22 protein-coding genes are annotated in these 26,393 nt (G+C 60.8%); 19 read left to right on the forward strand and 3 right to left on the reverse strand.

The features are described 5' to 3' along the window. Positions 1-98 precede the first annotated feature (98 nt). The 3 genes from AC07UR_RS19580 to AC07UR_RS19590 all read left to right on the forward strand — a co-directional run bounded on the left by AC07UR_RS19580 (position 99) and on the right by AC07UR_RS19590 (position 5,447). Positions 99-1,469, forward strand: a complete 1,371-nt coding sequence (locus AC07UR_RS19580; protein ID WP_173419864.1) for a TolC family outer membrane protein — start codon at positions 99-101, stop codon at positions 1,467-1,469. 184 nt (positions 1,470-1,653) lie between these two features. Continuing rightward, positions 1,654-2,484, forward strand: coding sequence for a PopZ family protein (locus tag AC07UR_RS19585; RefSeq protein ID WP_209792290.1), 831 nt, complete (start codon positions 1,654-1,656; stop codon positions 2,482-2,484). Between the two features lie 122 nt (positions 2,485-2,606). Further along, entirely contained in the window at positions 2,607-5,447 is a 2,841-nt protein-coding gene (locus AC07UR_RS19590; RefSeq protein WP_209792292.1) for a valine--tRNA ligase, read from the forward strand. Positions 5,448-5,468: 21 nt separating this feature from the next. On the opposite strand, the gene AC07UR_RS19595 is transcribed toward AC07UR_RS19590, so the two are convergent. After that, on the reverse strand, positions 5,469-5,750 hold the full coding sequence (locus tag AC07UR_RS19595; RefSeq protein WP_209792295.1) for a hypothetical protein: 282 nt from the start codon (positions 5,748-5,750) through the stop codon (positions 5,469-5,471). 151 nt (positions 5,751-5,901) lie between these two features. Here AC07UR_RS19595 and AC07UR_RS19600 point away from each other — a divergent pair, with 151 nt between their 5' ends. Both AC07UR_RS19600 and exoR read left to right on the forward strand, forming a co-directional pair. Then, positions 5,902-7,179, forward strand: coding sequence for an outer membrane protein transport protein (locus AC07UR_RS19600; protein ID WP_209792297.1), 1,278 nt, complete (start codon positions 5,902-5,904; stop codon positions 7,177-7,179). A gap of 455 nt (positions 7,180-7,634) precedes the next feature. Further along, complete coding sequence (gene exoR, locus AC07UR_RS19605) at positions 7,635-8,441, forward strand: exopolysaccharide production regulator ExoR (protein WP_209792299.1); 807 nt, start codon at positions 7,635-7,637, stop codon at positions 8,439-8,441. Between the two features lie 150 nt (positions 8,442-8,591). Here the strand turns inward: exoR and xth are convergent, their stop codons facing one another. Continuing rightward, a complete protein-coding gene (gene xth / locus AC07UR_RS19610; protein ID WP_209792300.1) occupies positions 8,592-9,386 on the reverse strand; it encodes an exodeoxyribonuclease III in 795 nt (264 codons plus the stop codon). A gap of 206 nt (positions 9,387-9,592) precedes the next feature. Here xth and AC07UR_RS19615 point away from each other — a divergent pair, with 206 nt between their 5' ends. Beyond that, positions 9,593-11,056 (forward strand): phospholipase D-like domain-containing protein, encoded by a 1,464-nt coding sequence (locus tag AC07UR_RS19615; protein ID WP_209792301.1) that lies wholly within the window; start codon positions 9,593-9,595, stop codon positions 11,054-11,056. Positions 11,057-11,086: 30 nt separating this feature from the next. Here AC07UR_RS19615 and erpA read toward each other — a convergent pair whose 3' ends face one another. Continuing rightward, positions 11,087-11,419, reverse strand: coding sequence for an iron-sulfur cluster insertion protein ErpA (gene erpA / locus AC07UR_RS19620; protein ID WP_173419872.1), 333 nt, complete (start codon positions 11,417-11,419; stop codon positions 11,087-11,089). Positions 11,420-11,631: 212 nt separating this feature from the next. Here erpA and AC07UR_RS19625 point away from each other — a divergent pair, with 212 nt between their 5' ends. The 13 genes from AC07UR_RS19625 (at position 11,632) to AC07UR_RS19685 (ending at position 26,365) form a co-directional block, all read left to right on the forward strand. Next, positions 11,632-12,849 carry a deoxyguanosinetriphosphate triphosphohydrolase gene (locus AC07UR_RS19625; RefSeq protein WP_173419873.1) on the forward strand — a complete coding sequence of 406 codons (1,218 nt, stop codon included), beginning with the start codon at positions 11,632-11,634 and terminating at the stop codon, positions 12,847-12,849. 95 nt (positions 12,850-12,944) lie between these two features. After that, positions 12,945-14,705 carry an arginine--tRNA ligase gene (argS, locus tag AC07UR_RS19630; protein WP_209792302.1) on the forward strand — a complete coding sequence of 587 codons (1,761 nt, stop codon included), beginning with the start codon at positions 12,945-12,947 and terminating at the stop codon, positions 14,703-14,705. A gap of 63 nt (positions 14,706-14,768) precedes the next feature. Beyond that, entirely contained in the window at positions 14,769-17,720 is a 2,952-nt protein-coding gene (locus tag AC07UR_RS19635) for an SPOR domain-containing protein (protein ID WP_209792303.1), read from the forward strand. 140 nt (positions 17,721-17,860) lie between these two features. After that, positions 17,861-18,877, forward strand: coding sequence for a beta-N-acetylhexosaminidase (gene nagZ, locus AC07UR_RS19640; RefSeq protein ID WP_209792304.1), 1,017 nt, complete (start codon positions 17,861-17,863; stop codon positions 18,875-18,877). A gap of 84 nt (positions 18,878-18,961) precedes the next feature. Continuing rightward, entirely contained in the window at positions 18,962-19,780 is an 819-nt protein-coding gene (locus AC07UR_RS19645) for a segregation and condensation protein A (RefSeq protein WP_077498269.1), read from the forward strand. Beyond that, on the forward strand, positions 19,773-20,501 hold the full coding sequence (gene scpB, locus AC07UR_RS19650; protein ID WP_209792306.1) for an SMC-Scp complex subunit ScpB: 729 nt from the start codon (positions 19,773-19,775) through the stop codon (positions 20,499-20,501). Before AC07UR_RS19645 ends, scpB begins: the two co-directional genes overlap by 8 nt. 87 nt (positions 20,502-20,588) lie before the next feature. Next, positions 20,589-21,701 (forward strand): ABC transporter ATP-binding protein, encoded by a 1,113-nt coding sequence (locus AC07UR_RS19655; protein ID WP_173419878.1) that lies wholly within the window; start codon positions 20,589-20,591, stop codon positions 21,699-21,701. Between the two features lie 95 nt (positions 21,702-21,796). Beyond that, positions 21,797-22,003, forward strand: a complete 207-nt coding sequence (locus AC07UR_RS19660; RefSeq protein WP_025426854.1) for a twin-arginine translocase TatA/TatE family subunit — start codon at positions 21,797-21,799, stop codon at positions 22,001-22,003. Positions 22,004-22,077: 74 nt separating this feature from the next. Beyond that, positions 22,078-22,758 carry a Sec-independent protein translocase protein TatB gene (gene tatB / locus AC07UR_RS19665; RefSeq protein WP_209792308.1) on the forward strand — a complete coding sequence of 227 codons (681 nt, stop codon included), beginning with the start codon at positions 22,078-22,080 and terminating at the stop codon, positions 22,756-22,758. Continuing rightward, positions 22,755-23,597, forward strand: coding sequence for a twin-arginine translocase subunit TatC (gene tatC / locus AC07UR_RS19670; RefSeq protein ID WP_176354691.1), 843 nt, complete (start codon positions 22,755-22,757; stop codon positions 23,595-23,597). Before tatB ends, tatC begins: the two co-directional genes overlap by 4 nt. 47 nt (positions 23,598-23,644) lie before the next feature. Beyond that, a complete protein-coding gene (gene serS, locus AC07UR_RS19675) occupies positions 23,645-24,928 on the forward strand; it encodes a serine--tRNA ligase (RefSeq protein ID WP_209792309.1) in 1,284 nt (427 codons plus the stop codon). Positions 24,929-24,944: 16 nt separating this feature from the next. Then, positions 24,945-25,715, forward strand: a complete 771-nt coding sequence (gene surE / locus AC07UR_RS19680; protein ID WP_209792312.1) for a 5'/3'-nucleotidase SurE — start codon at positions 24,945-24,947, stop codon at positions 25,713-25,715. Further along, a complete protein-coding gene (locus AC07UR_RS19685) occupies positions 25,712-26,365 on the forward strand; it encodes a protein-L-isoaspartate(D-aspartate) O-methyltransferase (protein ID WP_077498262.1) in 654 nt (217 codons plus the stop codon). Before surE ends, AC07UR_RS19685 begins: the two co-directional genes overlap by 4 nt. The last annotated feature ends 28 nt before the right edge of the window (positions 26,366-26,393 follow it).

Genomic DNA, 26,393 nt, shown 5'->3' on the forward strand with positions numbered 1-26,393 from the left:
CGCTTCATCGCCGTATTTATGGCGGCTCGGTTTCGACTTCGGAATGGTGCCGCAGGAAATAGTGGGCTGGCTTTGCCGCCCCGATCGGAGAGGGAAGTATGGTGTCGATTGTCCGCAAAGCAGCCTTTTGGGCTGCCGTCTCGACGAGTGTACTGCTTGCGCCGCAGGCCGTGCTGGCGGAGACGATCTTCGGCGCAATGGCCAAAGCCTATGAGAATAACCCGGATCTGAACGCCGCGCGCGCCGGTCTTCGGGCGACCGACGAAGGGGTTCCGATCGCGAAGTCCGGGTTTCGCCCACAGGTTTCGGCGTTTGCAAACGGAACGCTTTCCAATGTCCAGAACGACGTTATCGGAAGCCGGAACTTTCACCAGGGGCAGATCGGTGTCACCGTAACCCAGATGATTTTTGACGGCTTTCAGACGTTGAACAACGTTCGCGCCGCCGAATCGAATGTCTTCGCCAACCGCGAAGGGCTTCGGGCGAACGAAATTCAGATTCTGCTGGCAGCAGCGACATCATACGCTAACATCGCACGCGACCAGCAGATCGTTTCCATCCGTCGACAGAACATCGCCTTCCTCAAGGAGCAGCTGAACGCGTCTCAGGCCCGCCTCGACGTCGGTGAAGGCACGCGGACTGACGTGAGCCTTGCTGAAGCATCGCTCGCCAACGCTCAGTCGCTTCTGATCAGCGCCATCGCGCAGCTGAAGCAGAGCGAGGCGGTTTATGTTCAGATCGTCGGCGTGGCGCCGACCGGCATCAAGCAGCCGGCACCTGCCTCAAAGGGGCTTCCCCGGTCGCTCGATCAGGCCGTTGCCCTTGGGCTGCGCCAGCATCCGACCATTCTCGCCGCGCAATACAATGTCGATACGGCCGGCTTCCAGGTGAAGTCAGCTGAAGGCACGATGCTCCCCGGCGTGACTATCCAGGGCCAGGTTGGGCGCACGACGGGTAATTCCGGTGACGGTGTCGTCAGCGACACATCGAGCGTCACGGCTCGCTTGACGGTGCCGATCTACCAGGGCGGTGCAGAATATGGTCAGATTCGTCGGGCCAAAGAGACCCTTGGGCAGCAGCGTATTCTGGTCGATTCGCAGCGTGCAGCCGTTCAGCAGAACGTTGTGACGGCTCATGCCCAGCTTGAGGCGGCGATCGCCCGCATCGGCGCCAACAAGACCCAGATCTCGGCGGCCAACATGGCGCTCGCCGGCGTCATCGAAGAGCGCAAGGTCGGCCAGCGCACCACGCTCGACGTCCTCGACTCGCAACAGACTGTGCTGAATGCGCAGGAACAGCTGGCGATTGCCCAGCGCGATGCTGTCGTAGCGAGCTACGGTCTGCTCGCCGCCACCGCGATCTTGAGCGTCAAGAGCCAGGGCCTGCAGGTTGCCGAATACCGTGCCGAAGAGCACTACGAGGCGGTCAAGGACAAGTGGTTCGGACTTCGAACCGTCGACGGCCGCTGATCAAAGAAAACGCCTCGGGAAACCGGGGCGTTTCTGCTTCTGCCGGCAAAAACAAATCTGTGCAACAATCCAAGTGTCTGATTCGCGGCGTATGTTTCGCCCGCGAACTCACTTAAGGTTTGTTTGCAATCGGCACATGCGTCGTTTCGGGACACATGCTCGGCCGCGTCAAACGGGGATAGAAATGGCACAGCTCAATGTCGCGCGTGAACCTTCGATGGATGAGATTCTTGCATCCATTCGTAAGATCATCGAGAGCAACGAGCCGGGGCAGATCGATTTCTCCTCGCAGGATCACTACGAGGACGATGCGTCCGACGAAATCGAGCTGACGATCGACAGCGAAATCGAAGCAGCGGCTTTCGGCGGGCGCGACGAGAGCCTCGAAGCGCCAAAGCCAGCAACGCCTGCGCCGGCGATCGAGGTGGCCGTCATCCCTTCGGAGCCGCACGCAAACATCGCGCAGCCGCCGCTTTCCCTGGCCGATGTCGCTGCCCGGGTGCGAGCAGCCTCCGAGCGTCATACCGTGAGCTATACGACGAAAGCGAACGCCGGCGACGAACCGCCGCGTAGTGTTCAGGATAGCCCGGTGATCACGTCGCGAATGGCTGCCGTCTCGTCGCCGCAAGCGCCGGCTGGTCGTCTCCCGCTGAGCGAGGCCCAGCAGCCCGGCAACGAGAGTGTCGCGGCTGAAACGCCGGTAGCGGCGCCGAAGCTGGTAGAGCCTGTGGCCGTCGCCGTTTCGGCCGGTCCGGTGGCGCTTGTCGCTGAAGAACCTGTGGTCGAAAAAGGCGCACCTGCGATCATTTCGGCCGAGGTCGGTCGTCAGGTTGCGCAGTCCTTTGACAATCTTGCCCAGGCGGTCGACCTTAGCACGCGTCGGTCGTTTGATGAAATTGCCGAAGAAATGTTGCGTCCGATGCTGCAGGAGTGGCTGGACGACAACCTGCCGACCTTGGTGGAACGGCTCGTGCGGGAAGAGATCGAACGCGTCGCGCGCGGCCCCCGACGCTGATACCTGAGCCTTTCCGACACAGGGGCCGCGGAACAGTCGCGGCCTTTTTGCGTTCGTGTTGACTTGCACCGGTCGTTCCGGTTTACAAGACATAGATATCAATCTCCAAAATTGGCTTCAAAATGCTTGATAAGACCTACGATTCCGCATCCGTCGACCCGCGTATCGCCAAGAAGTGGGACGAAGAAAACGCGTTTCGTGCAGGTGCGGGAGCAAAGCCCGGCGCCGACAGCTTCTGTATCGTGATCCCGCCACCGAACGTGACGGGCTCGCTGCACATGGGCCATGCGCTGAACAACACGCTGCAGGACGTCCTGGTGCGGTTCGAACGCATGCGCGGCAAGGACGTGCTGTGGCAGCCGGGCATGGACCATGCCGGTATCGCCACGCAGATGGTCGTCGAGCGCAAGCTGATGGAGCAGCAACAGCATCGCCGCCAGATGGGCCGTGAAGCCTTCATCGAGAAGGTCTGGGAGTGGAAGGCCGAATCCGGCGGGTTGATCTTCAATCAGCTGAAGCGCCTCGGCGCCTCCTGCGACTGGTCGCGCGAGCGCTTCACCATGGACGACGGCCTGTCGGAGGCTGTCCTCGAAGTGTTCGTTTCGCTCTACAAAGAGGGCCTGATCTACAAGGACAAGCGTCTGGTCAACTGGGATCCAAAGCTGCTGACGGCGATTTCCGATCTGGAGGTCGAGCAGCATGAGATCAACGGAAACCTCTGGTACCTGCGCTATCCGCTGGAGCCGGGCGTCACCTATCAGCACCCGGTCGCCTTCGACGAAGACGGCAAGGCGACGGAATGGGAAACCCGCAACTATCTGGTCGTTGCCACCACGCGGCCGGAGACGATGCTTGGCGACAGCGGTATTGCCGTCAATCCGGAAGACGAGCGCTACAAGCCGCTCATCGGCAAGCACGTCATCCTGCCGATCGTCGGCCGTCGCATCCCTGTGGTCGGTGACGATTATGCCGATCCGACTGCCGGAACCGGTGCCGTCAAGATCACGCCGGCGCATGATTTCAACGACTTCGACGTCGGCAAGCGCGCGGGCCTTGCCGCCATCAACATCCTGACCATCGAAGGCCGGATCACCATCAAGGACAACGAGGAATTCCTCGAGGGCCTCAGCGATCCCGCTGCCCTTCATGGCGCCTGGGATGAGCTTGAAGGCAAGGATCGCTTCGAGGCACGCAAGATCATCGTCCGGATTTTCGAAGAAGCCGGGTTGCTCGACAAGATCGAGCCGCACAAGCACATGGTTCCGCATGGCGACCGTGGCGGCGTGCCGATCGAGCCGCGCCTGACCGAGCAATGGTATGTCGATGCGAAGACGCTGGCCAAGCCCGCGATTGCGTCGGTCAAGGAAGGTCGCACCAACTTCGTCCCGAAGAACTGGGAAAAGACCTATTACGAATGGATGGAGAACATCCAGCCGTGGTGCGTCTCGCGCCAGCTCTGGTGGGGTCACCAGATCCCGGCCTGGTACGGCCCTGATGGTCAGGTCTTCGTTGAGAAGACCGAGGAAGAGGCGCTGCACGCTGCGATCCAGCATTATCTGGCCCACGAGGGCCCGATGAAGGCCTATGTCGAAGACCTGCTCGAGAACTTCAAGCCGGGCGAGATCCTGACGCGCGATGAGGATGTGCTCGACACCTGGTTCTCCTCGGCCCTCTGGCCGTTCTCGACGCTCGGCTGGCCGAACGAGACCCCGGAGCTCGAAAAATACTACCAGACCGACGTTCTGGTCACCGGCTTCGACATCATCTTCTTCTGGGTCGCCCGGATGATGATGATGGGACTTCACTTCATGAAGGATGCCGACGGCACGCCGGTCGAGCCGTTCCACACCGTTTATGTCCACGCGCTCGTTCGCGACAAGAACGGCCAGAAGATGTCGAAGTCCAAGGGCAACGTCATCGATCCCCTGGAGCTGATGGACGAATACGGCGCCGATGCGCTGCGCTTTACGCTGGCGATCATGGCCGCCCAGGGGCGCGACGTGAAGCTCGACACGGCCCGGATCGCCGGCTACCGCAACTTCGGCACCAAGCTCTGGAACGCAACGCGTTTCGCGCAGATGAACGGCGTCACCAACAGCGACGGCTTCATTCCGGAGGCGTCGTCGCTGACGATCAACCGCTGGATCCTGACCGAGCTTTCGCGCACGATCCGCGACGTCACCGAAGCGCTGGAGGGGTTCCGTTTCAACGAAGCGGCCGGGAGCCTCTACCGCTTTGTCTGGAACCAGTTCTGCGACTGGTATCTCGAACTGCTGAAGCCCGTCTTCAGCGGTGAGGATGAGGCGGCAAAGCGCGAATCCCAGGCCTGCGTCGCTTACGTTCTCGACGAGATCTACAAGCTGCTGCACCCGTTCATGCCCTTCATGACCGAAGAACTCTGGGATCAGACGGCGGGCGAGGGACGTGAGCGCGCCGGCTTGCTCTGCCACGCGGAATGGCCGTCTGCGTCCTATGCCGACGATGCTGCCGCCGACGAGATCAATTGGTTGATCGATCTGGTGTCGGGCATCCGTTCGGTCCGCTCCGAAATGAACGTGCCGCCGGCGGCAACCGCGCCGCTCATCGTCGTCGCTGCCAACGCGCTGACGCGCGAACGGCTGGAACGTCATGCTTCGGCCATCGGCCGGCTGGCGCGTGTGGAGCATATCGATCATGCGTCCGTTGCCCCGCGCGGCAGCGCCCAGATCGTGATCGGCGAAGCGACGGCCTGCCTGCCGCTCGGCAACTTGATCGACCTCTCGGCTGAAAAGGCACGTCTTGAAAAGGCGATCTCGAAGGTCGATGTCGAGCGAGACCGTATTCTCGGCAAGCTGGCAAACGAGAAGTTCGTCGCCAACGCAAAGCCCGAACTGGTCGAGGCTGAGCGTGAGCGTCTCGTCGAGCTGGATCTGCAGAAAGAATCGCTCGGCATTGCCCTGGCGCGGGTGGCGGAAGCTGGCTAAGCGGATCGCAAGATCTTGATTTTATATGATCCGCGGTGGCAACACCGCGGATTTTTCATTTTCTGACGGTGCATCTGGAGCATCTGCCAAGCCGATTCGGTGCGCCGGGGCGGCGGCTTTCTGTCGCGCCGCCTTGGGCGTTCGAGCCTGGCTTTCAAACCCGGATATTTCTTTTTTGGTGCAAAAACCAATGTTGTTGTCGTTGAGTAACACTTTCGGATTATATTGGAAAATAATACTAACATTAGCGACATAATTGCCATCGAGAGGAAAATCCGTTCGATTTGCGGGGATTGTGTTCAAATGATGAGAATCTTACGTAAATTTGGCGGCGGCGATGGCCGGTATCCCCCTAGAATGCGGCATTTGCGATTTCACGTGATCGTGAGAATACTTTTGCCACAGGCGACGTGAGGTGGATTGTCGCAGATTGAAATGCAGGGGGAGGAGCTTAATGGCTCATGAGAATTTGAAGCGGGGCGTCCTGGCGTTGGCAGCCGGAATTCTGGTTGCGTCGTCGGCGCACGCTGGCGGTCTTGAACGCGGCGGTTACAACATCGACCTGCTGTTCGACCCGTCGGACTATGCGGCGGAAGCAGCAACGACTTACGTGGTACCGCAGCGCAAGCTGAAGAATGTTCGGGACACTGATACCGGCAACACGGACATCCTCGGCGGGACGTTCGGTGGGGGAAATCTGAATTACCGTCCGAATTCCGTCGATGACACCGAGAACTATTGGGTCCCCCGTGTTGGTTTCAAGGCAGCCTTGACTGACGGTATCGATTGCATGGCTGACTACTCCCAGCCTTGGGGTGCGCACACCAATCCCGGCAAGAACTGGGCTGGCGCCAATAACAATATCGAGACGAAGGTCGAGAGCGATAACTATGCGGCGACCTGTTCCTACAAGTGGGATATGGGTCCCGGTCAATTCCGCATCATCGGCGGCGTCTTCTACCAGGAAGTGAACGGCTTCAAAGAACGGTTGGTCCAGGATTATACGGGCACCCCGCTGGCAGGCCTCTTTTCGGGCGTTGGCAGGCTTGAGCTGGAAGGCGACGGCTGGGGCTGGCGGACGGGCGTGGGCTATGAAATCCCTGAATACGCCCTGCGCGCGAGCCTCGTCTACAACAGTTCGGTAGAGTTGGATAATCTGTCGGGCTTCATCGATCTGCGTCAACTGGGCTTCGTTGTCCCCGGTGTTGGCCTGGTCACCGGCACGAAGTACGATGTAAACGGTTCGGCTTCGATGCCGGATTCGCTCGAACTCAAACTGCAGAGCGGGTTCGCGCCGGATTGGGCTGCGTTCGGCTCCGTCAAGTGGACCGACTGGAGCCAGTTGCAGGTCTTGAAATTCTGCCCGGCCACCGTATCTCGTACGACCCCTTGCACCAGCCTGGACCTTCTTTATCGTGATGGCTGGACCATTTCAGGCGGCGTCGGACACAAGTTCAACGACCAGTGGAGCGGTGCGGTCAGCCTGACCTGGGATCGTGGCACGAGCCACGGTTATGGCAGTCAGACTGATACCTGGCTCTTGGGCTCGGGTGTCTCGTATACGCCGACGAAAAATGTCGAGTTTCGTATGGCTGGTTTCGCCGGTATCATGACAAGCGGCAGTTCCGGCGCGGTTACCTATCAGGGCGACGTCATCGGCGACGATGTGTCGTATGACTTTGGCAATGATTTCGTCGGAGGGATTTCGACGGCACTCAAGGTAAAATTCTGATCCACTATCGACCAGAACGTTCAAGGCCCGGCTCATCCCCGGGCCTTTTCTTTGAGTTGCGCGACATCTGTTGGTGACTGTTCCACGGCCCGCCAATGTGACGATTCAGCAACACATTTAATGCTAGAGTTTGCTAGGGTCGGACTCAAGGTGAGTATGTCCATTTCCCGCCACAAACAGGGAGCAGCGATGTTGGGGACAAACGTGCAACTCGAAGATCGAGCCAGCAATGTTTGTAACGAAATGAAGTCATGTGTTGTCTTGAGTGAGCTGCCGCACTTCTGCGGAAATGGTCGGCTAAGGCTACACAAAATGGAGTTTCATCCTGGACTGGGTGCGTCGATGTTTTCGGCGGTTTCGGTGAACAATTGAATGGCAAAGGGCTGTTCAGGCGTTTGTGTTTGCAGCGGTGATGAGTTCGGCGTGGCCGGCTGGAACGGAAGAATTAGACTGTGATGCTTGCGGGTGAACTGAAGTCTCTGAAGGTTGCGATGCTCGGCGTGTCGCTTGTGGTCGGCGGTGCGACGGCCGGTCCAGCGCGTGCCTTTGATCCGGGCACCGGTGTCAGCAAGGAATCCGGCCCGTTTGCCTTGTTCAAGTTCGGCTTCTCCGCCTACAAGAGCGGCCGCAAGGACGAAGCCGTCGAGGCCTACCGTTATGCCGCCGAGAAGGGGCACACCGGCTCCCGCTGGGCCCTTGCCAATATGTATGCTTATGGCGACGGCGTCGCTGAAAACGACCTCGAAGCCTTCAAGATTTACAGCGAGATTGCCCAGCAGGGTGTGGAGCCCGGTTCCGAGGATACGGGGTACTTCGTCAACGCGCTGATCTCGCTTGCCGGCTACTATCGCCGCGGCATTCCCGACAGCCCGATCAAATCCGACATGTCTCAGGCCCGCCAGCTCTACTTCCAGGCGGCGTCGACCTTTGGTGTATCGGAGGCCCAGTTCCAGTTGGCGCGCATGCTGCTTTCGGGCGAGGGCGGCAACGTCAACGTTCAGCAGGCCAAGAAGTGGCTGAACCGCGCGCGAAAGAGTGGTCATGCCGGCGCCATGGGCGTTTTCGGTAACGTTATCTTCCAGGAAGGTCAGACCATCCGCGGTCTTGCCTATATGACCGCGGCGCTCGACCAATGTTCGCCAAAGGACCGGCCGTGGCTGCAGTCGATGCAGGAGCAGGCCTTTTCTCTGGCAACCGAAGGTGATCGCCGCCAGGCGATCACGCTGTCGCAGAACATGCACACGCAGGGCGACGACGACTAAACGCGTCCGGCTGAATACGACCAGGTCGTTCCGGTTTAAACGAAGTCGCAGAAAGCCTCTATCTTCCTGCTGTTTCGCCTTTCCTGACGCAAATCGCTACGCACTTTTCCTGGAAATGCCCGAAGCGCCGCCCCCGCGCAAACCTTAGCGTCAAAGCGGACGTTCGAACGTGAAATAGCCCGCGACCGGTACGTGGTCGGAAGGCTTCTCCCACGCCCGCACATGTTTTTCGATAGACGTCGAAACCAGCCTGTCCGCCGCTTCCGGTGACAGCATCAGGTGATCGATGCGTATGCCGAAATTCTTCGGCCAGCATCCGGCTTGATAATCCCAGAATGAATAAAGCGGAACGTCATCCGTGGTCGAGCGAACAGCGTCCGTCAGGCCGAGATTGCGCAGCCGGCGGAAAGCCTGGCGTGTCTCGGGCAGGAACAGTGCATCGTTCTGCCAGACCTTGACGTCCCAGCAGTCGTGCTCCTCGGGGATGACATTGTAGTCGCCGGCAAGAATGAACGGTTCTTCAAGCTGCAGCCGCTGCTCGGCATAGGCCGCCAGGCGCTGCATCCAGCGCAGTTTGTACGGATACTTCTCGCTGTCGACCGGGTTGCCGTTGGGCAAATAGAGCGAGCAGACGCGGATGACACCGCCGGAGACGGAAAATACGCCTTCGATAAAGCGGGCCTGCTCGTCCGCGTCATCGCCTGGGAGGCCGCGATTGACTTCGTCCGGTTTCAGCTTGGAAAGCAGCGCAACGCCATTGAAGCCTTTCTGGCCGTGCGTTTCGACGTGATAGCCGAGCGCTTCGATCTCCAGGCGCGGGAAGTTTTCGTCGACCGATTTGATTTCCTGCAGGCAGACGATGTCCGGATTCGATTCCTTCAACCATGCCAGCAGGCTGTCGATCCGCGCCTTGACGCCATTGATGTTCCAGGTGGCAATCTTCATGGCTCGAAACGCCCTTCCATGTCAGTGAATCCGCTCGGACCGTTTCTTGTAACGGCTCCGGATTCTTTTGACAAATCCGATACCTGCGGTCTTTTCGTCAAGAATGTCGCAATACACCCTTAACGCGCAGCGAATTCCAGCCACTTGCGCCTCGCGCGCATCGGCAACGAATTGATTCCGATCGGTTGCAGGCTATAGTCCCGCTCATGATCGACTTCATCCAGAACTATTGGCCGCATTTTCTCGTCTTCTTGTCTTTCGTTCTGGGCGTGCCGGCGGCAATCCATGCTGCCATGACCAAGGACGATGTCAGGGCGGCTGCCGGCTGGGTCGGCGTCGTGCTGCTGTCGCCGATCGTTGGGGCGCTCGTCTATGGTGTTGCCGGTATCAACCGGATCCGCCGCTCGTCGATAGGCATGCAGCGTTCGCTGGTGCGTGGTCGCGGGCCGGATCAGTTCGGGCGCTTCGATGTATCCGATGCGGAAATCGGAACGCGATTCGGCCAGCGATTCGCGGCGATGAAAATCCTCGGCGACCGGGTGTCGCGACATGCAATGTCCACCGGAAACCGCATAATCATGCTGGAAGGCGGGGACGCGGCCTATACTGCCATGTTGCACGAGATTGCCAATGCGCGCCGCAGTATCCTGCTGGAAAGCTACATCTTCGACCGAGACGCACTGGGCTTGCGTTTCGCGGACGCGCTGATTGCCGCGCGTGGGAGAGGGGTCGATGTGCGGGTGTTGATCGATGCGGTCGGCGCCCGCTACTCGGTGCCGAGCATTGTCGGCTATCTCAAGGCGGCGAGTGTGCCGACAGCCGTCTTCAACGGCAACATCATCATGGGGCTGAGATTGCCCTATGCCAATCTGCGCACCCACAGGAAGATCCTGGTCGTCGATGGCAAAGTCGCCTTTGCCGGGGGCATGAACATCCGCGCCGGCTTCACGACCGAAATCGCCGGTCCGGAGGCGGCCTATGACACGCATTTCCGTATCACCGGCCCGGTCGTCGCCGACATCTTCCAGGTTTCAGCCGAAGACTGGCAGTTTTCGACAGGCGAGCCTCTGGCAAGCGATACCTGGAAGACCGAGGCTGTGCCGCCGCCGGCAAAGACGCCGGGCATGCTGATGCGGGCCGTCCCCTCCGGCCCCGACAGCACGAACGAAACCAATCACAAGATGCTGATGGGCGCCTTCTCCGTGGCGCGGAAGAACATCCGGCTGATGTCGCCCTATTTCTTGCCGGATCGGGAACTGATCAGCGCGCTGGTGACAGCCGCGCGGCGCGGCGTCGAGGTGGATATCGTCGTGCCCGCAGTCAACAATCTGTTGCTGGTCGACCGCGCCATGACGGCGCAATTCGATCAGGTGCTGAAGGGGCATTGTCGCGTGTGGCGCGCAAGGGGCGCCTTCAATCACTCGAAGCTGCTCGCGGTGGATGAACGCTGGGCCTATGTCGGATCGACGAACCTCGATCCTCGATCGCTGCGCCTCAATTTCGAGTTCGATCTTGAGGTGCTCGACGACGTTTTTGCTCGGACGGTCAGCAGCCGTATCGCGGCGATCGTCGAGGCGGCGGAGGAAGTGACGCTGAAGGACCTGAAAGCCCAGCCCTTGACGGCGCGCCTTGCCAACAGGCTGCTGTGGCTGGGATCGCCGTATCTGTGACTGCGACGCGCAAGAAGGCGTGCCGCTTACTCAGATCGAAAAACTCGTTCCGCATCCGCAGCTTGCGACAGCATTCGGATTCTTTATCTGAAACGACTGGCCGAGCAGGTTGTCGATGAAGTCGATCTCCGAGCCCCCCATATAGACGAGAGACAGGCTGTCGATCAGAACTTTGGCGCTGTCCTTTTCAAGCACGAAGTCGTCGTCGTTCGCGTCGTCGACGAGATCGAACTTATAGGAGAAGCCCGAGCATCCGCCGCCTTCGACGGAAACACGCATGGCATTCTTATGCCCGTCCGAGCGCAGAATGGTGGCGATCCGCTTGGCCGCTGCGTCGGAAAGGGTCACTGTTTCCTGTGTCATATTTGCCTCCTGCCGGGGTCAAGAACCGGAGAGATTCGTCTTCATTGCGCGATTTGCAGTGGCCGGTACCGGCATGTCTTTTCACGCCGAGCGCCAAACCGTTGCTTTGACTAGAGGAATCGGTCGATGCTTGCTGACCGCTTTCCCGTAGCTTTCACTATAGGTATGAAGGCTTGAATGTCCCGTCAATGGGACGACCACGCAGGTGTGAAATGACATTCGACAAAAATGCGCTCGGCTTCGGTTACGGTGAACATGCGCCATTCGCGTCGAATCCCTGGGCGACGCGCGGCAGGCTCTACCCGGAGGCGACAAGCCCGACGCGTTCCGATTTTCAACGCGACCGTGACCGCATCGTGCATACGACGGCTTTTCGCCGGCTGAAACACAAGACGCAGGTCTTCATCGCCGCCGACGGCGACCACTATCGCACCCGCCTGACCCACACGATCGAAGTGGCACAGATCGCGCGCGCCCTGGCGCGGGCGCTGAAGCTTGATGAGGATCTCGCCGAAGGCGTGGCGCTCGTCCATGATTTCGGCCACACCCCGTTCGGGCATACGGGCGAGGATGCGCTGCATGACATGCTCAAGCCCTATGGTGGCTTTGATCATAACGCGCAGTCGCTGCGCATCGTCACCAAGCTCGAGCGGCGCTATGCCGAGTTCGACGGGCTGAACCTCACCTGGGAAAGCCTGGAGGGGCTCGTGAAGCACAACGGGCCGCTTCTGACCCTGGACGGGCAGGGCACGCATGGGCCGGTGCCACAGCCTATCCTCGACTACTGCGCAATTCACGATCTTGAGCTCGCGAGCTTCGCGAGTCTTGAGGCGCAGGTGGCGGCCATCGCCGATGACATTGCCTATAATACCCACGACATCGATGACGGACTGAGATCCGGCTATCTTACGTTCGAGATGTTGGAAGACGTGCCGTTCCTCGCCCGTCTGATGCGCGAGGTCAGCGATCGCTACCCGGGTCTGGAAGCGAGCCGCTTTACCCATGAGATCATGCGGCGCCAGATCACGGCGATGGTCGAGGACGTGATAACGGTCGCGCAAGCGCGCCTCGGGGATATCAGGCCCGAAAGTGCCATGGATGTCAGGCATGCCGGTAAGGTCATCGCGACATTTTCGGACGAGATGGGCGAGACCGACAAGCAGATCAAGAGACTGTTGATGACGCGGATCTATCGACATCCCGAGGTGATGCGGGTGCGCGAAGGGGCCGCGTCGATCGTCTGCGATCTCTACCGCGCCTTCATGGCCGACCCCTTGCTGATGCGAGAACACTATTGGATCGACCAGATCCCCGGGATGGCCGAGCCTGCGCGGGCGCGGCATGTCGGCGATTATCTGGCAGGCATGACGGATACCTTTGCCATCAGCGTTCACAGGCGTTTGTTTGACCATACGCCCGATTTGCGGTAGGGACGCCCCGCCCGGAGGCTTTTGGTTCAACCGAACCGAGCCTCCTTTTGAGTTTTGCACCGACCATATTCGGTCGGGAATAGCGGACGGATCAGATGAATCTCTTCACGGACTTCGAATCAAGAATTAAGGATATTCTCGAAACGCTTGATACCGTTCGAGAAAAGCGATCCGAGCTTGATTTCAGCCGTATCAATGTCGAGCCGCCGCGCGACCCCAGCCATGGCGATGTCGCGACCAATGCTGCGATGGTGCTTGCCAAGCCGCTCGGGATGAATCCGCGTGCGCTTGCCGATCTGATCGTCGAGAAGCTCCGGCTGGACCCCGAGGTCACGGAGGTTTCCGTTGCGGGGCCTGGCTTCATCAACGTCCGGCTGTCCGTCTCCTATTGGCAAAAGCTGTTGACCCAAATGGTTCGCTCCGGCGCCGACTATGGCCGCAGCACGACCGGTGCGGGTCGCAAGGTCAACGTCGAATACGTCTCGGCCAACCCGACCGGCCCCATGCATGTCGGCCATTGCCGCGGTGCCGTTATCGGTGACGCGCTGGCGAACCTTTTGACCTTCGCCGGCTACGACGTGACCAAGGAATACTACATCAACGACGCCGGTTCGCAGATTGACGTGCTGGCGCGCTCCGCTTTCCTTCGTTACCGGCAGGCGCTCGGCGAAGAGATCGGCGAAATTCCATCGGGCCTCTACCCCGGTGACTATCTCGTCCCCGTCGGCGAGGCGCTGGCCGACGAATTCGGCACGAGCCTACGGCTGATGCCCGAGGACAAGTGGATGCCGCTCGTCAAGGAGCGCACCATTGACGCCATGATGGCGATGATCCGGGAGGATCTTGCCGCGCTCAACGTCACCCATGACGTCTTCTTCTCGGAGCGCACCTTGCATGCCAATGGCGCTGCGAAGATCCGCACCGCGATCAACGACCTGACCTTCAAGGGCCACGTCTACAAGGGCACGTTGCCGCCACCGAAGGGACAGTTGCCGGAAGACTGGGAAGACAGGGAGCAGACGCTGTTCCGCTCCACGGAGGTCGGTGACGACATCGATCGGCCCTTGATCAAGTCGGATGGGACTTATACCTACTTCGCCGCTGACGTTGCTTACTTCAAGGACAAGTTCGACCGCGGTTTCGACGAGATGATCTATGTGCTTGGCGCCGACCACGGCGGTTACGTCAAGCGCCTGGAGGCGCTGGCCCGGGCGGTGTCCGGCGGCGCGTCGAAGCTCACCGTGCTGCTCTGCCAGTTGGTCAAGCTTTACCGCGAGGGTGAGCCGGTCAAGATGTCTAAGCGCTCGGGCGACTTCGTGACGCTGCGCGACGTCGTTGACGAAGTCGGTCGCGATCCGGTGCGGTTCATGATGATCTATCGGAAGAACTCCGAGCCGCTGGATTTCGATTTTGCCAAGGTGACAGAACAGTCCAAGGATAACCCCGTCTTCTACGTGCAGTATGCCCATGCCCGTTGCCGGTCGGTTTTCCGCCAGGCGGCGGACGCATTCCCCGATCTCGACCTGTCTTCCGTCGATCTTGCCGGCGCAATCAACGGCGCGATCGTCGATCCGGCGGAGCTGCAGCTGGTCGCCAAGCTCGCAGAATATCCGCGTGTCATCGAGGCTGCAGCACTGGCGCAGGAGCCGCATCGCATCGCGTTTTACCTGTACGATCTTGCCGCTGCCTTCCATGGACACTGGAACAAAGGTAAAGAGAATCCGGAATTACGTTTTGTTAACGATAAAAATAGAGAATTAAGTACTGCCAGACTCGGGCTGGTGCATGCTGTCGCTTCCGTACTGAAGTCGGGCCTGTCCATTACAGGCACCTCCGCACCGGAAGAAATGCGATAAGTATTGTCACCATTTTCCCACAATGCACTGGCAAGTGAATGCAGGCAATTGTGAGTGGAGAGCATGGCAGACAAACAATTCGCACGAAGCGGGCCGGCTGAATTCGATGTATTGGCAGACGATGATCCGTTGGCCGAACTCGCCCGGATCGTCGGCTACGATGCCCGGCCGGCTGTCCAGCAGTTGCAGGAGTTGCAACGCCACCAGGAAGCCGTCCGGCAGGATCCGGCGTTCGACCTCGAGGAAGAGCTTCTTCGAGAGTTCGATACCTATGACGCGCCGCGCGCGGCAAGTGTTCAGCCGGACAATGCTCCGGTTGAGCATGATGCCTCGGTAGCGCAAGAGGTTCAGCAGGCCGAGCCGGCGCTCGAATTTGAGCCGTTCGAGTTTGCTGCGCCCGAATCGGCCCCGGTCGAAGAGGTGCAGGCGCTCGAGCCGGCGTATCAGCCAGCTGAATTCGTAGAGCCATGGGCAGAGGCCGTCGGTTCTTCCGGCGAGGTCGATCACGCCCATGCCGAAGTCGTCGCTTTTCCTGAGGCGCCTTCCGCTCCGATCGCTGATCCGGTTGTCCACGACTTCGTTTCCGAAGAGGCCGAGCCGACCTTCGATCTGGAGCATGAGCTCGAGCTCTCGCTTGGCGACGTCGATCTTTCTCCTGCAGCCGAGTTTGCCTCGGTCGAGCAGCACGTGGTGGCACCTGACGAATGGCATGCGCCGGTCGAGGATATTTCGTTCGACGTTTCGGATTTCGCCAGCGAGTTGGCGGCCGAGCAGGCCACTTTGGCGGTTGAGCCAACCTTCGAAGTGGCTCCGGTTGCCGAGGGTAGCAATGCCTATGCGCTGGACAATGCATATGCGTATGAACCGGCCGTGATCGAACAGGCCGCTCCAGTTGCCGCAGAGCCGACAACCGACAGTGCTGTCGACGAGCTTCTTGCCGATATCGAGCGGTTCCCTGTGCCGGCTGCGACAGGATTGGTCGCCGCCGCGGTTCACACCCATCCCGCCGTCCATGCACGGGCTGAGCCGGTCGCAACCGGAGCAGCTCCCGTCAAGAAGAGCCCGTATCCCTTCACGCCGACTTTCAGCCGTGCCACTCCGGTCGCCTCGGCCTCCGGCGTCGGTCAGCAACGTGCCTTCGCCGGTCCGATCGTCTCGTCGATCCCCGCAGCTGCTGCCGCTGCAGTCGCTGTCCCAGCGGTCGCACCGGTGGTTCCTGAGGCCATCGTTGAGCCTGCTCGCCCGGCTTTTGAGCCGGAGAACGAGCCGAGCTTCGACATTGAGAACTTCGAAATGGAGCTCTCGGATGTGGCGCTGGAAATGGAGCTTCCGGAGTTCGATGCGTCTGAAGACGTGGCGACCGCCCTTCAGCAGCCTGCTTTCGCTGCCGTTGAGTCGACGCCTCTGCAGCGCGAAGAGCCTTTCGTCGCGCCGCCGATCGCGGCAGCGCCTATCGAAATCGAAGAGGTTCCGGTTGAAAGCGCGTTGCCATTCGATCCCTCGATGATCGCCGAAGCCGATACCGGTGTCGCTCCGATCGCCGACATGGAGGTGCCGCAGCTGCCGGTCATCGAGACGGAAAAGCCGGCCGCCTATCCCGCCGACTATGATCTCGATATCGACGCGGAAATGGCACAGCTTTTCGGCACGCCGGCACCGTCTGCAAGGGAGACACAGGCTCGCCCTGCCGAGGTTCGTGAACCTGCGCGCGCTGCGCCAGCAGCCAAGCCGGCCGCATCGTTCGGCGCGGCCCCGATGGATGATTTCGACGAGTTCGAGAAGGCAATGGAAGAAGACTTCCGTCGCTCGATGGTCGAACGCCAGACCACGCCGCGCGAATCCGAGCGCGTGCATCCGATGTCCGGCCAGGCCGAAGAGGGGGCTTACAAGGAGTACGGTTCCGGTCGCCGCTCGCAGCGCGCAATGCTGCTGGCCGCAAGCGTCGCCGGCGTCATCATTCTTGGCGGTGCGGGCGTTTATGCATGGATGGGGGGCAGCGATGCCGCTTCGTCCGGCGAAGGACCCAAGATCATTCTCGCCGATAAATCCCCGGTGAAGGTCGTGCCGGAGGAAAAGGGCGGGAAGACCGTGCCGAACCAGGACAAGGCCGTCTATGACCGCGTTGCCGGCGCACAGGGCACAGGTCCTCGCCAGGAGGCGCTCGTCTCTTCCACCGAGGAGCCGATGGATGTCGTGCAGCGGACGCTGACGCCGGAAAACCTGCCGAATGACAGCAGCGATGAAGCGGATGCTCTTGGCGTGACGTCGCCGAATGCAGACGAAGAGTCTGCCCGTCTTCTGCCTGACGACGGCACTGCTGCGCCGGCAGACCAGGAAGAAGACAAGGCTCCCGCTGTCGCGCCGCGAAAAGTACGTACGATGATCGTTAAGCCGGACGGCACGCTCGTCGCCCGCGAAGAGCCAGTTGCTGCACCTGCAGCGGAAGTCGCCGGCAATGCTCAACCGGTTCCGGCAACGGCTTCCGGCCAGGTTGCTGCGTCGGGCGCCGAGGGCCAGGCAACTGCCGCGGGCGCCGGTTCCGAACTTCGTGCAGCCGGACAGGCACCAGCTAGCGCCGACCAGGTCGCACTTGCCGCCGCAAGCAACGCCACTGTCAACGCCGGCGACCAGGCACCCTTGCCGCAGACCCGACCGGCCGAACAGGCGGCCAACGTGGCTGCAGCCACAACAGCTGCGCGCCCGGCGGAAACGCAAGACGCCGCCAGCGCCGCAGTGGATACCCAGCAGGTTTCCACCGCATCCGTTCCGGCTGGCACCTACTTCATCCAGGTGGCGTCGCTGCCTTCCGAGGCTGAAGCGCAGAAGTCCTACAATAGCCTTTCCAACAAGTTTGGAAGCGTTATCGGCGGTCGTGGCGTGGATATCCGCAAGGCGGAGATCGCGGGCAAAGGCACCTACTACCGTGTCCGCATCCCGGCCGGCTCGCGCGAAGAGGCCAATGCCCTTTGCTCGCGCTACAAGGGGGCAGGCGGCAGCTGCCTCGTTACCAAGTAGTCAGCGCGGAACTCGTGCTACAGGAAGGGCGCGGCAGAGATGCCGCGCCCTTCCTGTTTCAGTGTCAGTAGTCTGTGCATGACGCACACTCATGATTATTCTCGCTTCGCGGCCGGCAAGTGGCGCACTATGCTTTTGGGATGAGCGAATCAAAAGCATTTATCTCCGGCTGCAAAGGTCTTTCGCTTTCGGGCGAAGAGCGCAGCTTCTTTGATGGCGAGCGTCCTTGGGGCTTTATCCTCTTTGGTCGCAACATCGGTGAAGAACAGCAGATTTCCGATCTGGTCGCAGCCTTGCGAGATAGTATCGGCAATCCGGTGGCACCCGTGCTGATCGACCAGGAAGGCGGGCGGGTCCAGCGCATCCGGCCGCCGCTTGTCCAGCAGTACCCGAACGGTGCCGCGATCGGTGAAATCTACCGCCGCGATACGGAAGGCGGCCTGCGCGCTGCCTGGCTGATGGGGCGGCTTCACGCCTTTGATCTGATGCGGTTCGGCATCACCGTCGATTGCCTGCCGGTACTCGACGTTCCGGTTCCCGGCAGTCACGATGTCATCGGCAATCGCGCCTATGGACACGACCCGCAGAGCGTGACGGCGATCGGCCGGGCGATGGCGGAGGGCCTGAAGTCCGGTGGCATGCTGCCGGTGATGAAGCATATGCCTGGCCATGGCCGCACCTTCGTCGATTCCCACCACAGCCTGCCTGTCGTCAGCGAAACATTCGAGGAACTCGCCAAAAGCGATTTCCTGCCCTTCATCGCCATGAAGGACGAGGTCATGGCCATGTCGGCGCACATGGTCTTTACGGCGATCGATCCGGACAATCCGGCAACGACGTCCGCCAAGGTGGTGCGTGAAATTATCCGTGGTCACATCGGTTTCGACGGGTTGTTGATGTCCGACGACGTTTCGATGAACGCGCTGGCGGGCGACATGTCGACCCGCGCGCGCAACATCATCGACGCCGGGCTTGATCTTGTCTTGCATTGTCATGGCATAATGGAAGAGATGAAGGCTGTGGCGGATGTCGTCCCGGTTCTGGCCGGAGAGACATTGCGCAGGGCAAGGGCCGCAGAGGCCGCCTTCCGCAAGCCCGACGATGCGAACGAACAGGAACTGCGGGCCGAGTTCAACGGTCTGTTCGCAACTGTTTGAGGACGGGTACGGCCGGCGGGAAAGGATCGGGCTGTCGTGAGTAGTGCGGGCGAAAAACAGGGAAGGTCCGGGCCGAAAGCGCCGATGGATCCCCTGTGGCAGGACGAGACCGCGGAGCGGGGGCTGCACGAAGAGGCGCTTGTCATAGACATCGCCGGCTTTGAAGGCCCGCTCGATCTGCTTCTCCATCTCGCCCGCAGCCAACGGGTCGATCTTGCCCGCATCTCGGTGCTCGCACTGGCGGAGCAATACATCGCCTTTGTCGAGCGCGCGCGCAGCATTCGCATCGAACTGGCCGCCGACTATCTCGTGATGGCGGCTTGGCTTGCCTATCTCAAATCGCGGCTGCTGATCCCGCAGCAAGCGAAAGACGACGGCCCTTCGGGCGAGGAGATGGCCTCGGCGCTGGCGTTCCGGCTGAAACGCCTCGAAGCGATGCGCGAGGCCGCCACCCGGCTGATCAATCGAAACCGCCTCGGCCGCGACGTCTTTGTCCGGGGTGCGCCGGAGCATATCGTCACCGAGCGGAAGTCGGACTACGACGCTTCGCTCTATGATCTGCTGACGGCTTATGCAGGCTTGCGGCAACGCACGGCGATTACGCAGGTAACGATCGAAAAACGCCATGTCTGGTCGCTTGCCGATGCGCGATTGATCCTGGCGCGCATGATCGGTCATCTCGATGACTGGACCGCACTCGATCACTTCCTTCTGCGTTACATGACGACGCCGAAAGAGCGCGCGACGGCTATCGCCAGTTCGTTTGCGGCCTCGCTGGAAATGGTGCGCGAGGGGCGCCTGGAAATCCGCCAGGAGGAAGCATTCGCGCCGATTTATCTGCGGCGCGGGCCAAACCCGATCGATGCCGCAACGCTTGCCGACATGGAGGCAGCCCGTGGCTGAGCCGCAGAAATATTTGCCCCGCCTGGACGAAGACGAGAGCGAGAGCGACGGCCCGCTGCTTGATCCGCGAACGGAGCGGGAAGCCGAACGGATTGCCGAAGCGCTGGTCTTTGCCTCGGCTCAGCCGGTCTCGGAGACCTACATTGCCAGCCGCCTGCCGGGCGGCACCAATGTCCCACGCATCATGGCGCGGCTGAAGGCGTTTTATGCCAGCCGCGGCGTCAATCTGGTGCAGGTGGCCGATCACTGGGCGTTTCGGACTGCCGCCGATCTGTCTTTCGTCGTGCAGACCGACGAGCAGGAGGTGCGCAAGCTGTCGCGCGCCGCGCTCGAAGTCCTGGCGATTATCGCCTACCACCAGCCGGTCACCCGTGCCGAGATTGAAGACATTCGTGGTGTGCAGACGTCCAAGGGTACGCTCGATGTGTTGATGGAGGCGGGGTGGGTCCGCTTCCGCGGCCGCCGGCGAACGCCTGGGCGTCCCGTCACCTTCGGAACGACGCGCGATTTTCTCGACCACTTCGGCCTGGAGGAACTGCGCGATCTGCCCGGGATTGAGGAGTTGAAGGGGGCGGGGCTTCTGTCCGGACGCATTCCGTCCAATCTGCATATACCCGTGCCGGTGGGCGATGATGACCTGGCGGAAAACGAAGATCCGATCACCCAGCTCGATCTGGAAGAACTGGGGCTCTTGACTCCGAAGGGCGAAGAGGCCGATTAAAAACCTGATTGGAGATATCGGCTTTCTCCGTCGAGCCTGCACCCGGCACGATCGCTGCGGTGCCACCGGTGTCAAGGAATACGCAGCATGGTTTCAGATACGCAGCACGTGCCCGTCATGGCAACGCGACGGACGGCGGGCGTATCTTTCGCGGCGAGCCTGACATTCGAGGATATCCACCACAGCTATCATTCCAAGGAGACGATCAAGGGCGTCAGTCTGGCGGCAAAGGCCGGCGAGGTCCTGTGCCTGCTCGGCCCCTCCGGTTCCGGCAAGACCACGCTGTTGCGGATTGCCGCCGGCATCGAGATGCAAAGCGCCGGTCGCCTTCTGCTCAACGGGCAAGAGATTTCCGGCCCATCGATCTTCCTGCCGCCGGAAAAGCGCGGCGTCGGGCTGATGTTTCAGGACTTTGCGCTGTTTCCGCACATGACCATCCGCGACAACGTTCGCTTTGGGCTGACCGCCCTTCCCAAGAGGGAGGGGCTGATACAGGCCGATGCGGCCCTGGAGCGGGTTGGCTTGTCGCATTATGCCGACCGTTATCCCCATGTGCTTTCAGGTGGCGAGCAGCAGCGCGTTGCCCTTGCCCGTGCGCTCGCGCCACGGCCTGCCGTGTTGCTGATGGATGAACCTTTTTCGGGGCTCGACTCAAGGCTCAAGGATTCGATCCGTGCCGATACGCTCGCCATCCTGCGTGAGACCCGAGCCACAGCGATCGTCGTCACACATGATGCCGAGGAAGCGATGCGCATGGCCGACCGGATCGCTTTGCTCAAGGATGGACGCCTGGTCCAGGTCGGTACGGCCGACGAGCTTTATCGCAAGCCAAGGGACCTCTTCGCCGCCGGTTTCTTCTCTGAAATCAATGTGTTCGACGCGCAGGTTCGAAACGGCCGCGTCGACACGCCGCTGGGGGGCGTGGATGCCGGCAGATATCGCGACGGGCAGCTTCTTTCCGTAGCGGTGCGACTTTCGGGCCTGCATGTCGGTGAGGACGAGGGCGATATACAGGCACGGATCGTGTCGCGTCGTTTCATCGGAGTCGTCGAATTGCTCGAGCTGGCTGTGCCGGGCTGCGACGGGACGGTGCGCGCGCGCATCCGGGCGGACCAATTGCCGCAAGGATTGCGCGATGTAATGCTTTCAGTTAACGAGCGGGATATATTGCTGTTTGAAAAAGATGTTCCGACATCTTAGGGTCTGTGGCGAAAACGGGCTGTGCTGGTGGCGCGCCTGAAAATTGACACGCGAATAGGGCCTGAATTCGGGGAAGGCTCAGAGGGAGAATACGCATGGGTTCCTTTAGTATCTGGCACTGGCTGATCGTTCTTGTCGTGGTGCTGTTGTTGTTCGGCCGCGGCAAGATTCCGGAACTGATGGGCGACGTTGCCAAGGGCATCAAGAGCTTCAAGAAGGGCATGAACGACGATGACGTCGCGTCTGCTGACAAGCCGCTCGACGGCAAGACTGTCGATCACAAGTCTGACGAAGTTCGCTAGAGATCGAGCATCGATAGGGCCGAGCTGGGATTTCGTCCCGGCCGGCCGCATCACGGGTTTGCAGGACATATCGAATGCTTGATATCGGCTGGACCGAGCTAGTCGTCATTGCCATCGTACTGATCGTTGTTGTCGGACCGAAGGATTTGCCGCCGATGTTGCGGGCCTTTGGCCGCATGACGTCGAAGTTGCGCGGCATGGCCTCTGATTTCCGTCAGCAATTCGATGAGGCGCTGCGCGAGGCGGATCTTGAAGATGTCCGCAAGACGATCAGCGATGCGCAAAGCCTGAATCCGGCGAATGCGCTACGCGATGCCATGAACCCGCTGCGCCAGATCGGCAACGAGATCAAATCCGATCTCCAGAAGGCCGCTTCGCCGGACAAGCCGTCTGTTCCTTCTCCAGAGCCAGCAGCCACTTCCGCAGAGCCGGTTAGTGCTCCTGTCGTCGCTGCGCCTGAGGCAACGCCGGCAGATAGCGTTGCGGCAGCGGCAATCGGTTCCGCCAGCCGGCAGATGCAGCGTGCCGAAGCGGCTGAGCCGGCAGCAAAGCCAAAGCGGGCAACGAAGGCGAAAGCAGAGACAACATCGCCCAAGACGGCTTCTGCCGTGAAGGTCGCAGCCGTTGAGGCTGCACCCGCGAAGCCTGCGGCCAAGAAGCCTGCCGCCAAGAAACCTGCGAAGGTCGAGGCCGAACCGGCTAAAGAAAAAACACAAAAGACACGCGCGGCAACGCGCAAGAAAGGTGACGCATGAGCGGCGATATCGAGGACCGGCCGCAGCCGCTGATCGAGCATCTGATCGAGCTCAGAAAGCGGCTGATGTGGGCCGTCGGCGCGTTCTTCATCGCCTTTCTCGTCTGCTTCTATTTTGCCAAGGGTCTGTTCAACCTGCTGGTTCTACCGTTCAAATGGGCGGTCGCCTGGGCAGGGATGGATCAACGCAATGTCGAGCTGATCTATACGGCGCCGCAGGAATTCTTCTTCACCCAGATCAAGGTGGCGATGTTCGGCGCCTTGGTGATCGCCTTTCCGGTTATCGCGTCGCAGATCTACAAGTTTGTTGCTCCGGGCCTCTACAAGAACGAACGCGCGGCATTTCTGCCGTTCCTGATCGCTTCGCCGCTTCTGTTCCTGCTTGGCGGCGCGCTGGTCTATTTCTTCTTCACGCCGATGGTCATGTGGTTCTTCCTGGCGATGGAGCAGGGCGCTGACGAAGGCCATGTGGCGATCCAGCTTCTGCCCAAGGTTTCGGAATATCTGAGCCTGATCATGTCGCTGGTCTTTGCCTTCGGTCTCGTGTTCCAGCTGCCGGTAATCACCACGCTTCTCGCGCGTGTGGGCTTCGTCACTGCCCAAGGGCTTGCCGAGAAGCGTAAATACGCAATCGTGATCGCCTTCGTCGTCGCGGCCGTCCTGACGCCGCCGGACCCGGTTTCCCAGATCGGCCTTGCACTGCCGGCCATCCTTCTCTACGAAATTTCGATCCATATGGCGCGACTCGTCGAAAGACGACGGGCAGCGGATGCGCTCCAGCGCGAGGCCGCCCAGTCGCAGGAAGAAACTTCCGAAGAGGTTGGCCCCGCCCAGGGCTGAGCATTCGACGGTTCCGCGCCGTGACCTGAAAAACGCGTGGAACGACAATGCTTGATATCAAATGGATCCGTGAGAATGCCGATGTGCTGGACGCCGCCCTGGCCAAGCGGGGCGCGGAACCATCGTCCGCGTCTCTGATCGCCGTAGACGAACGTCGCCGCACGATCCTTCAGTCGCTGCAGGACATGCAGTCGCGCCGCAATGCCGCATCGAAGGATATCGGCGCGGCGATGGCGCAGAAGAACAGTGAGCTTGCGGAAAAGCTGAAGGCCGAAGTGGCCGAGCTGAAAAATTCCATGCCGGCCCTCGAGGAAGAGAGCCGCCAGGTCGAAGCCGAACTGAACGACGCCCTGTCACGCCTGCCCAACATTCCGCTCGACGATGTCCCTGTCGGTTCGGACGAGGCAGGCAATATCGTGACGCGCGTCGTCGGCGCCAAGCCCACCTGGAATCACCAGCCGCGCGAACATTTCGAAGTCGGCGAGGCGCTCGGCCTGATGGATTTCGAGGGCGCCGCGCGCATTGCCGGATCGCGCTTCACCATCCTGAAGGGGCAGCTCGCCCGGCTCGAGCGCGCGCTCGGCCAGTTCATGCTGGACCTGCACACGCAGGAGCACGGCTATACCGAGGTTCAGCCTCCGTTGCTGGTGCGCGACGATGCGATGTACGGCACCGGGCAATTGCCGAAATTTGCCGAAGACCTGTTCCGCACCACCGATGACCGCTGGCTGATTCCGACCGCCGAGGTGCCGCTGACCAATATCGTTCGCGAGCAGATTCTCGACGGCGAAAAACTGCCGCTGCGCTTCACGGCGCTGACGCCGTCCTTCCGTTCGGAGGCCGGTTCTTCGGGCCGTGACACGCGTGGCATGCTGCGCCAGCACCAGTTCAACAAGGTCGAACTCGTGTCGATCACCGATGCGGAGACATCCGTTGCCGAGCATGAGCGCATGACCGCCTGTGCCGAAGAGGTGTTGAAGCGCCTCGGGCTGCACTACCGCGTGATGACGCTTTGCACCGGCGACATGGGCTTTGGCGCCCGCAAGACCTACGATCTTGAGGTCTGGCTTCCGGGCCAGGATACATACCGGGAGATTTCGTCCTGCTCGGTCTGCGGCGATTTCCAGGCGCGGCGCATGAATGCGCGTTACCGCAACAAGGAAGACAAGGGCACGAAGTTCGTTCATTCGCTGAACGGGTCCGGTGTCGCGGTCGGCCGGGCGCTGATTGCCGTTATCGAAAACTACCTCAACGCCGACGGTTCGGTTTCGGTGCCCGATGTCCTGCTTCCCTATATGGGCGGCCAGACGCGTATCGAAAAAGCTGCCTGACGGGAAAGAAGTCGCAATGCGGATCCTGCTGACAAACGACGACGGCATCCACGCCGAGGGCCTTGCGGTCCTCGAGCGGATTGCGAGGACAATTTCCGATGATGTCTGGGTGGTGGCGCCCGAAGCGGATCAGAGCGGTCTTGCCCATTCGCTGACGCTGTCGGAACCTTTGCGCCTGCGCCAGATCTCCGAGAAGCGTTTTGCGCTGAGGGGCACGCCGACGGATTGTGTCATCATGGCTGTGCGCAAGGTTTTGGACCGCAAGCCGGATCTCGTGCTCTCGGGTGTCAACATCGGCGCGAACATGGCGGATGACGTGACCTATTCCGGAACCGTCGCCGGTGCGATCGAGGGAACGCTGCAGGGAATTCGCTCCATGGCGCTCAGCCAGGCCTACAGCCACGTCGTCGGCGAGGCGGTTGCCTGGGATGTTGTCGAGCGCCATGCGCCTGCGTTGATCCGAACTCTACTGGCGGTTGACCTGCCTGATGGAACGCTGCTTAACCTCAACTTCCCGAAATGCTCTGCCGACGCTGTCGCCGGCACGGAGGTAACCTCGCAAGGCAAGCTCGATTTCGGCTTGACGATTGACGAGCGTTCTGACGGCCGTGGGTTTCCTTACTTCTGGCTGCGCTTTGGCGAGCGTTTCGGCGATTTCCGCGCCGGTACCGACATCCACGCCCTTCGGGAAAACCGGATCTCGGTGACGCCGCTGAAGCTTGATCTGACCGACTACACTGTGCAGGATCGCTTAGCGCGAGCCTTGAGCGAAGGGGCCGTCGATTGAGCGGACGTGTTTCGGAACAGGAAGGCTTTGCTGCGATGGTCCTGCGGCTTCGCGGTGAGGGTATCAGCAACCAGAGCCTACTGAACGCGGTCGAGCAGACGCAACGCGGCCATTTCACACCTCCGCAATTCCAGGCGGACGCTTACTCCCAGCGAACGATCCCGCTCGATTGTGGCTCGTTCATGGAAGGATATGACTTCGCCGTCCGGCTGCTGCATTGCCTCAATCTCAAGTCCGGCCAGCGTATTCTGGAAGTCGGCACCGGCAGCGGCTTTACCGCTGCGGTGATGGGGCGCATTGCCGAGCGCGTGCTGACGATCGATCGCTATCAGACGCTTGTCGCCACCGCCCAGAAGAACCTGGAAAAATCGGGCGTTCGCAACGTCATCGTCCGCCAGGCCGATGGCAGCGCGGGGGTGCCGGGCGAGGGTACGTTCGACCGCATCCTGATTACCGCTGCTTTCAACAGTCTGCCGCGCATGTTCTCCGACCACCTTGTTTCCGGAGGAACACTGGTGGTTCCGATCATGATGAGCGAGACGCATTGTCGGGTGGTTCGTGTCAGCCGCACCGGCAGCCGTTTCGACCGCGAGGATCTGTTCGACGCGCCTTACATTCCGATCGTGACGCAACTGGCGTCTTACCTCTAGGCCCGCAGGCCGCTTGAGCGGATCGATG

The sequence above is a fragment of the Ensifer sp. GW821-FHT05G01 genome (assembly GCF_059419585.1).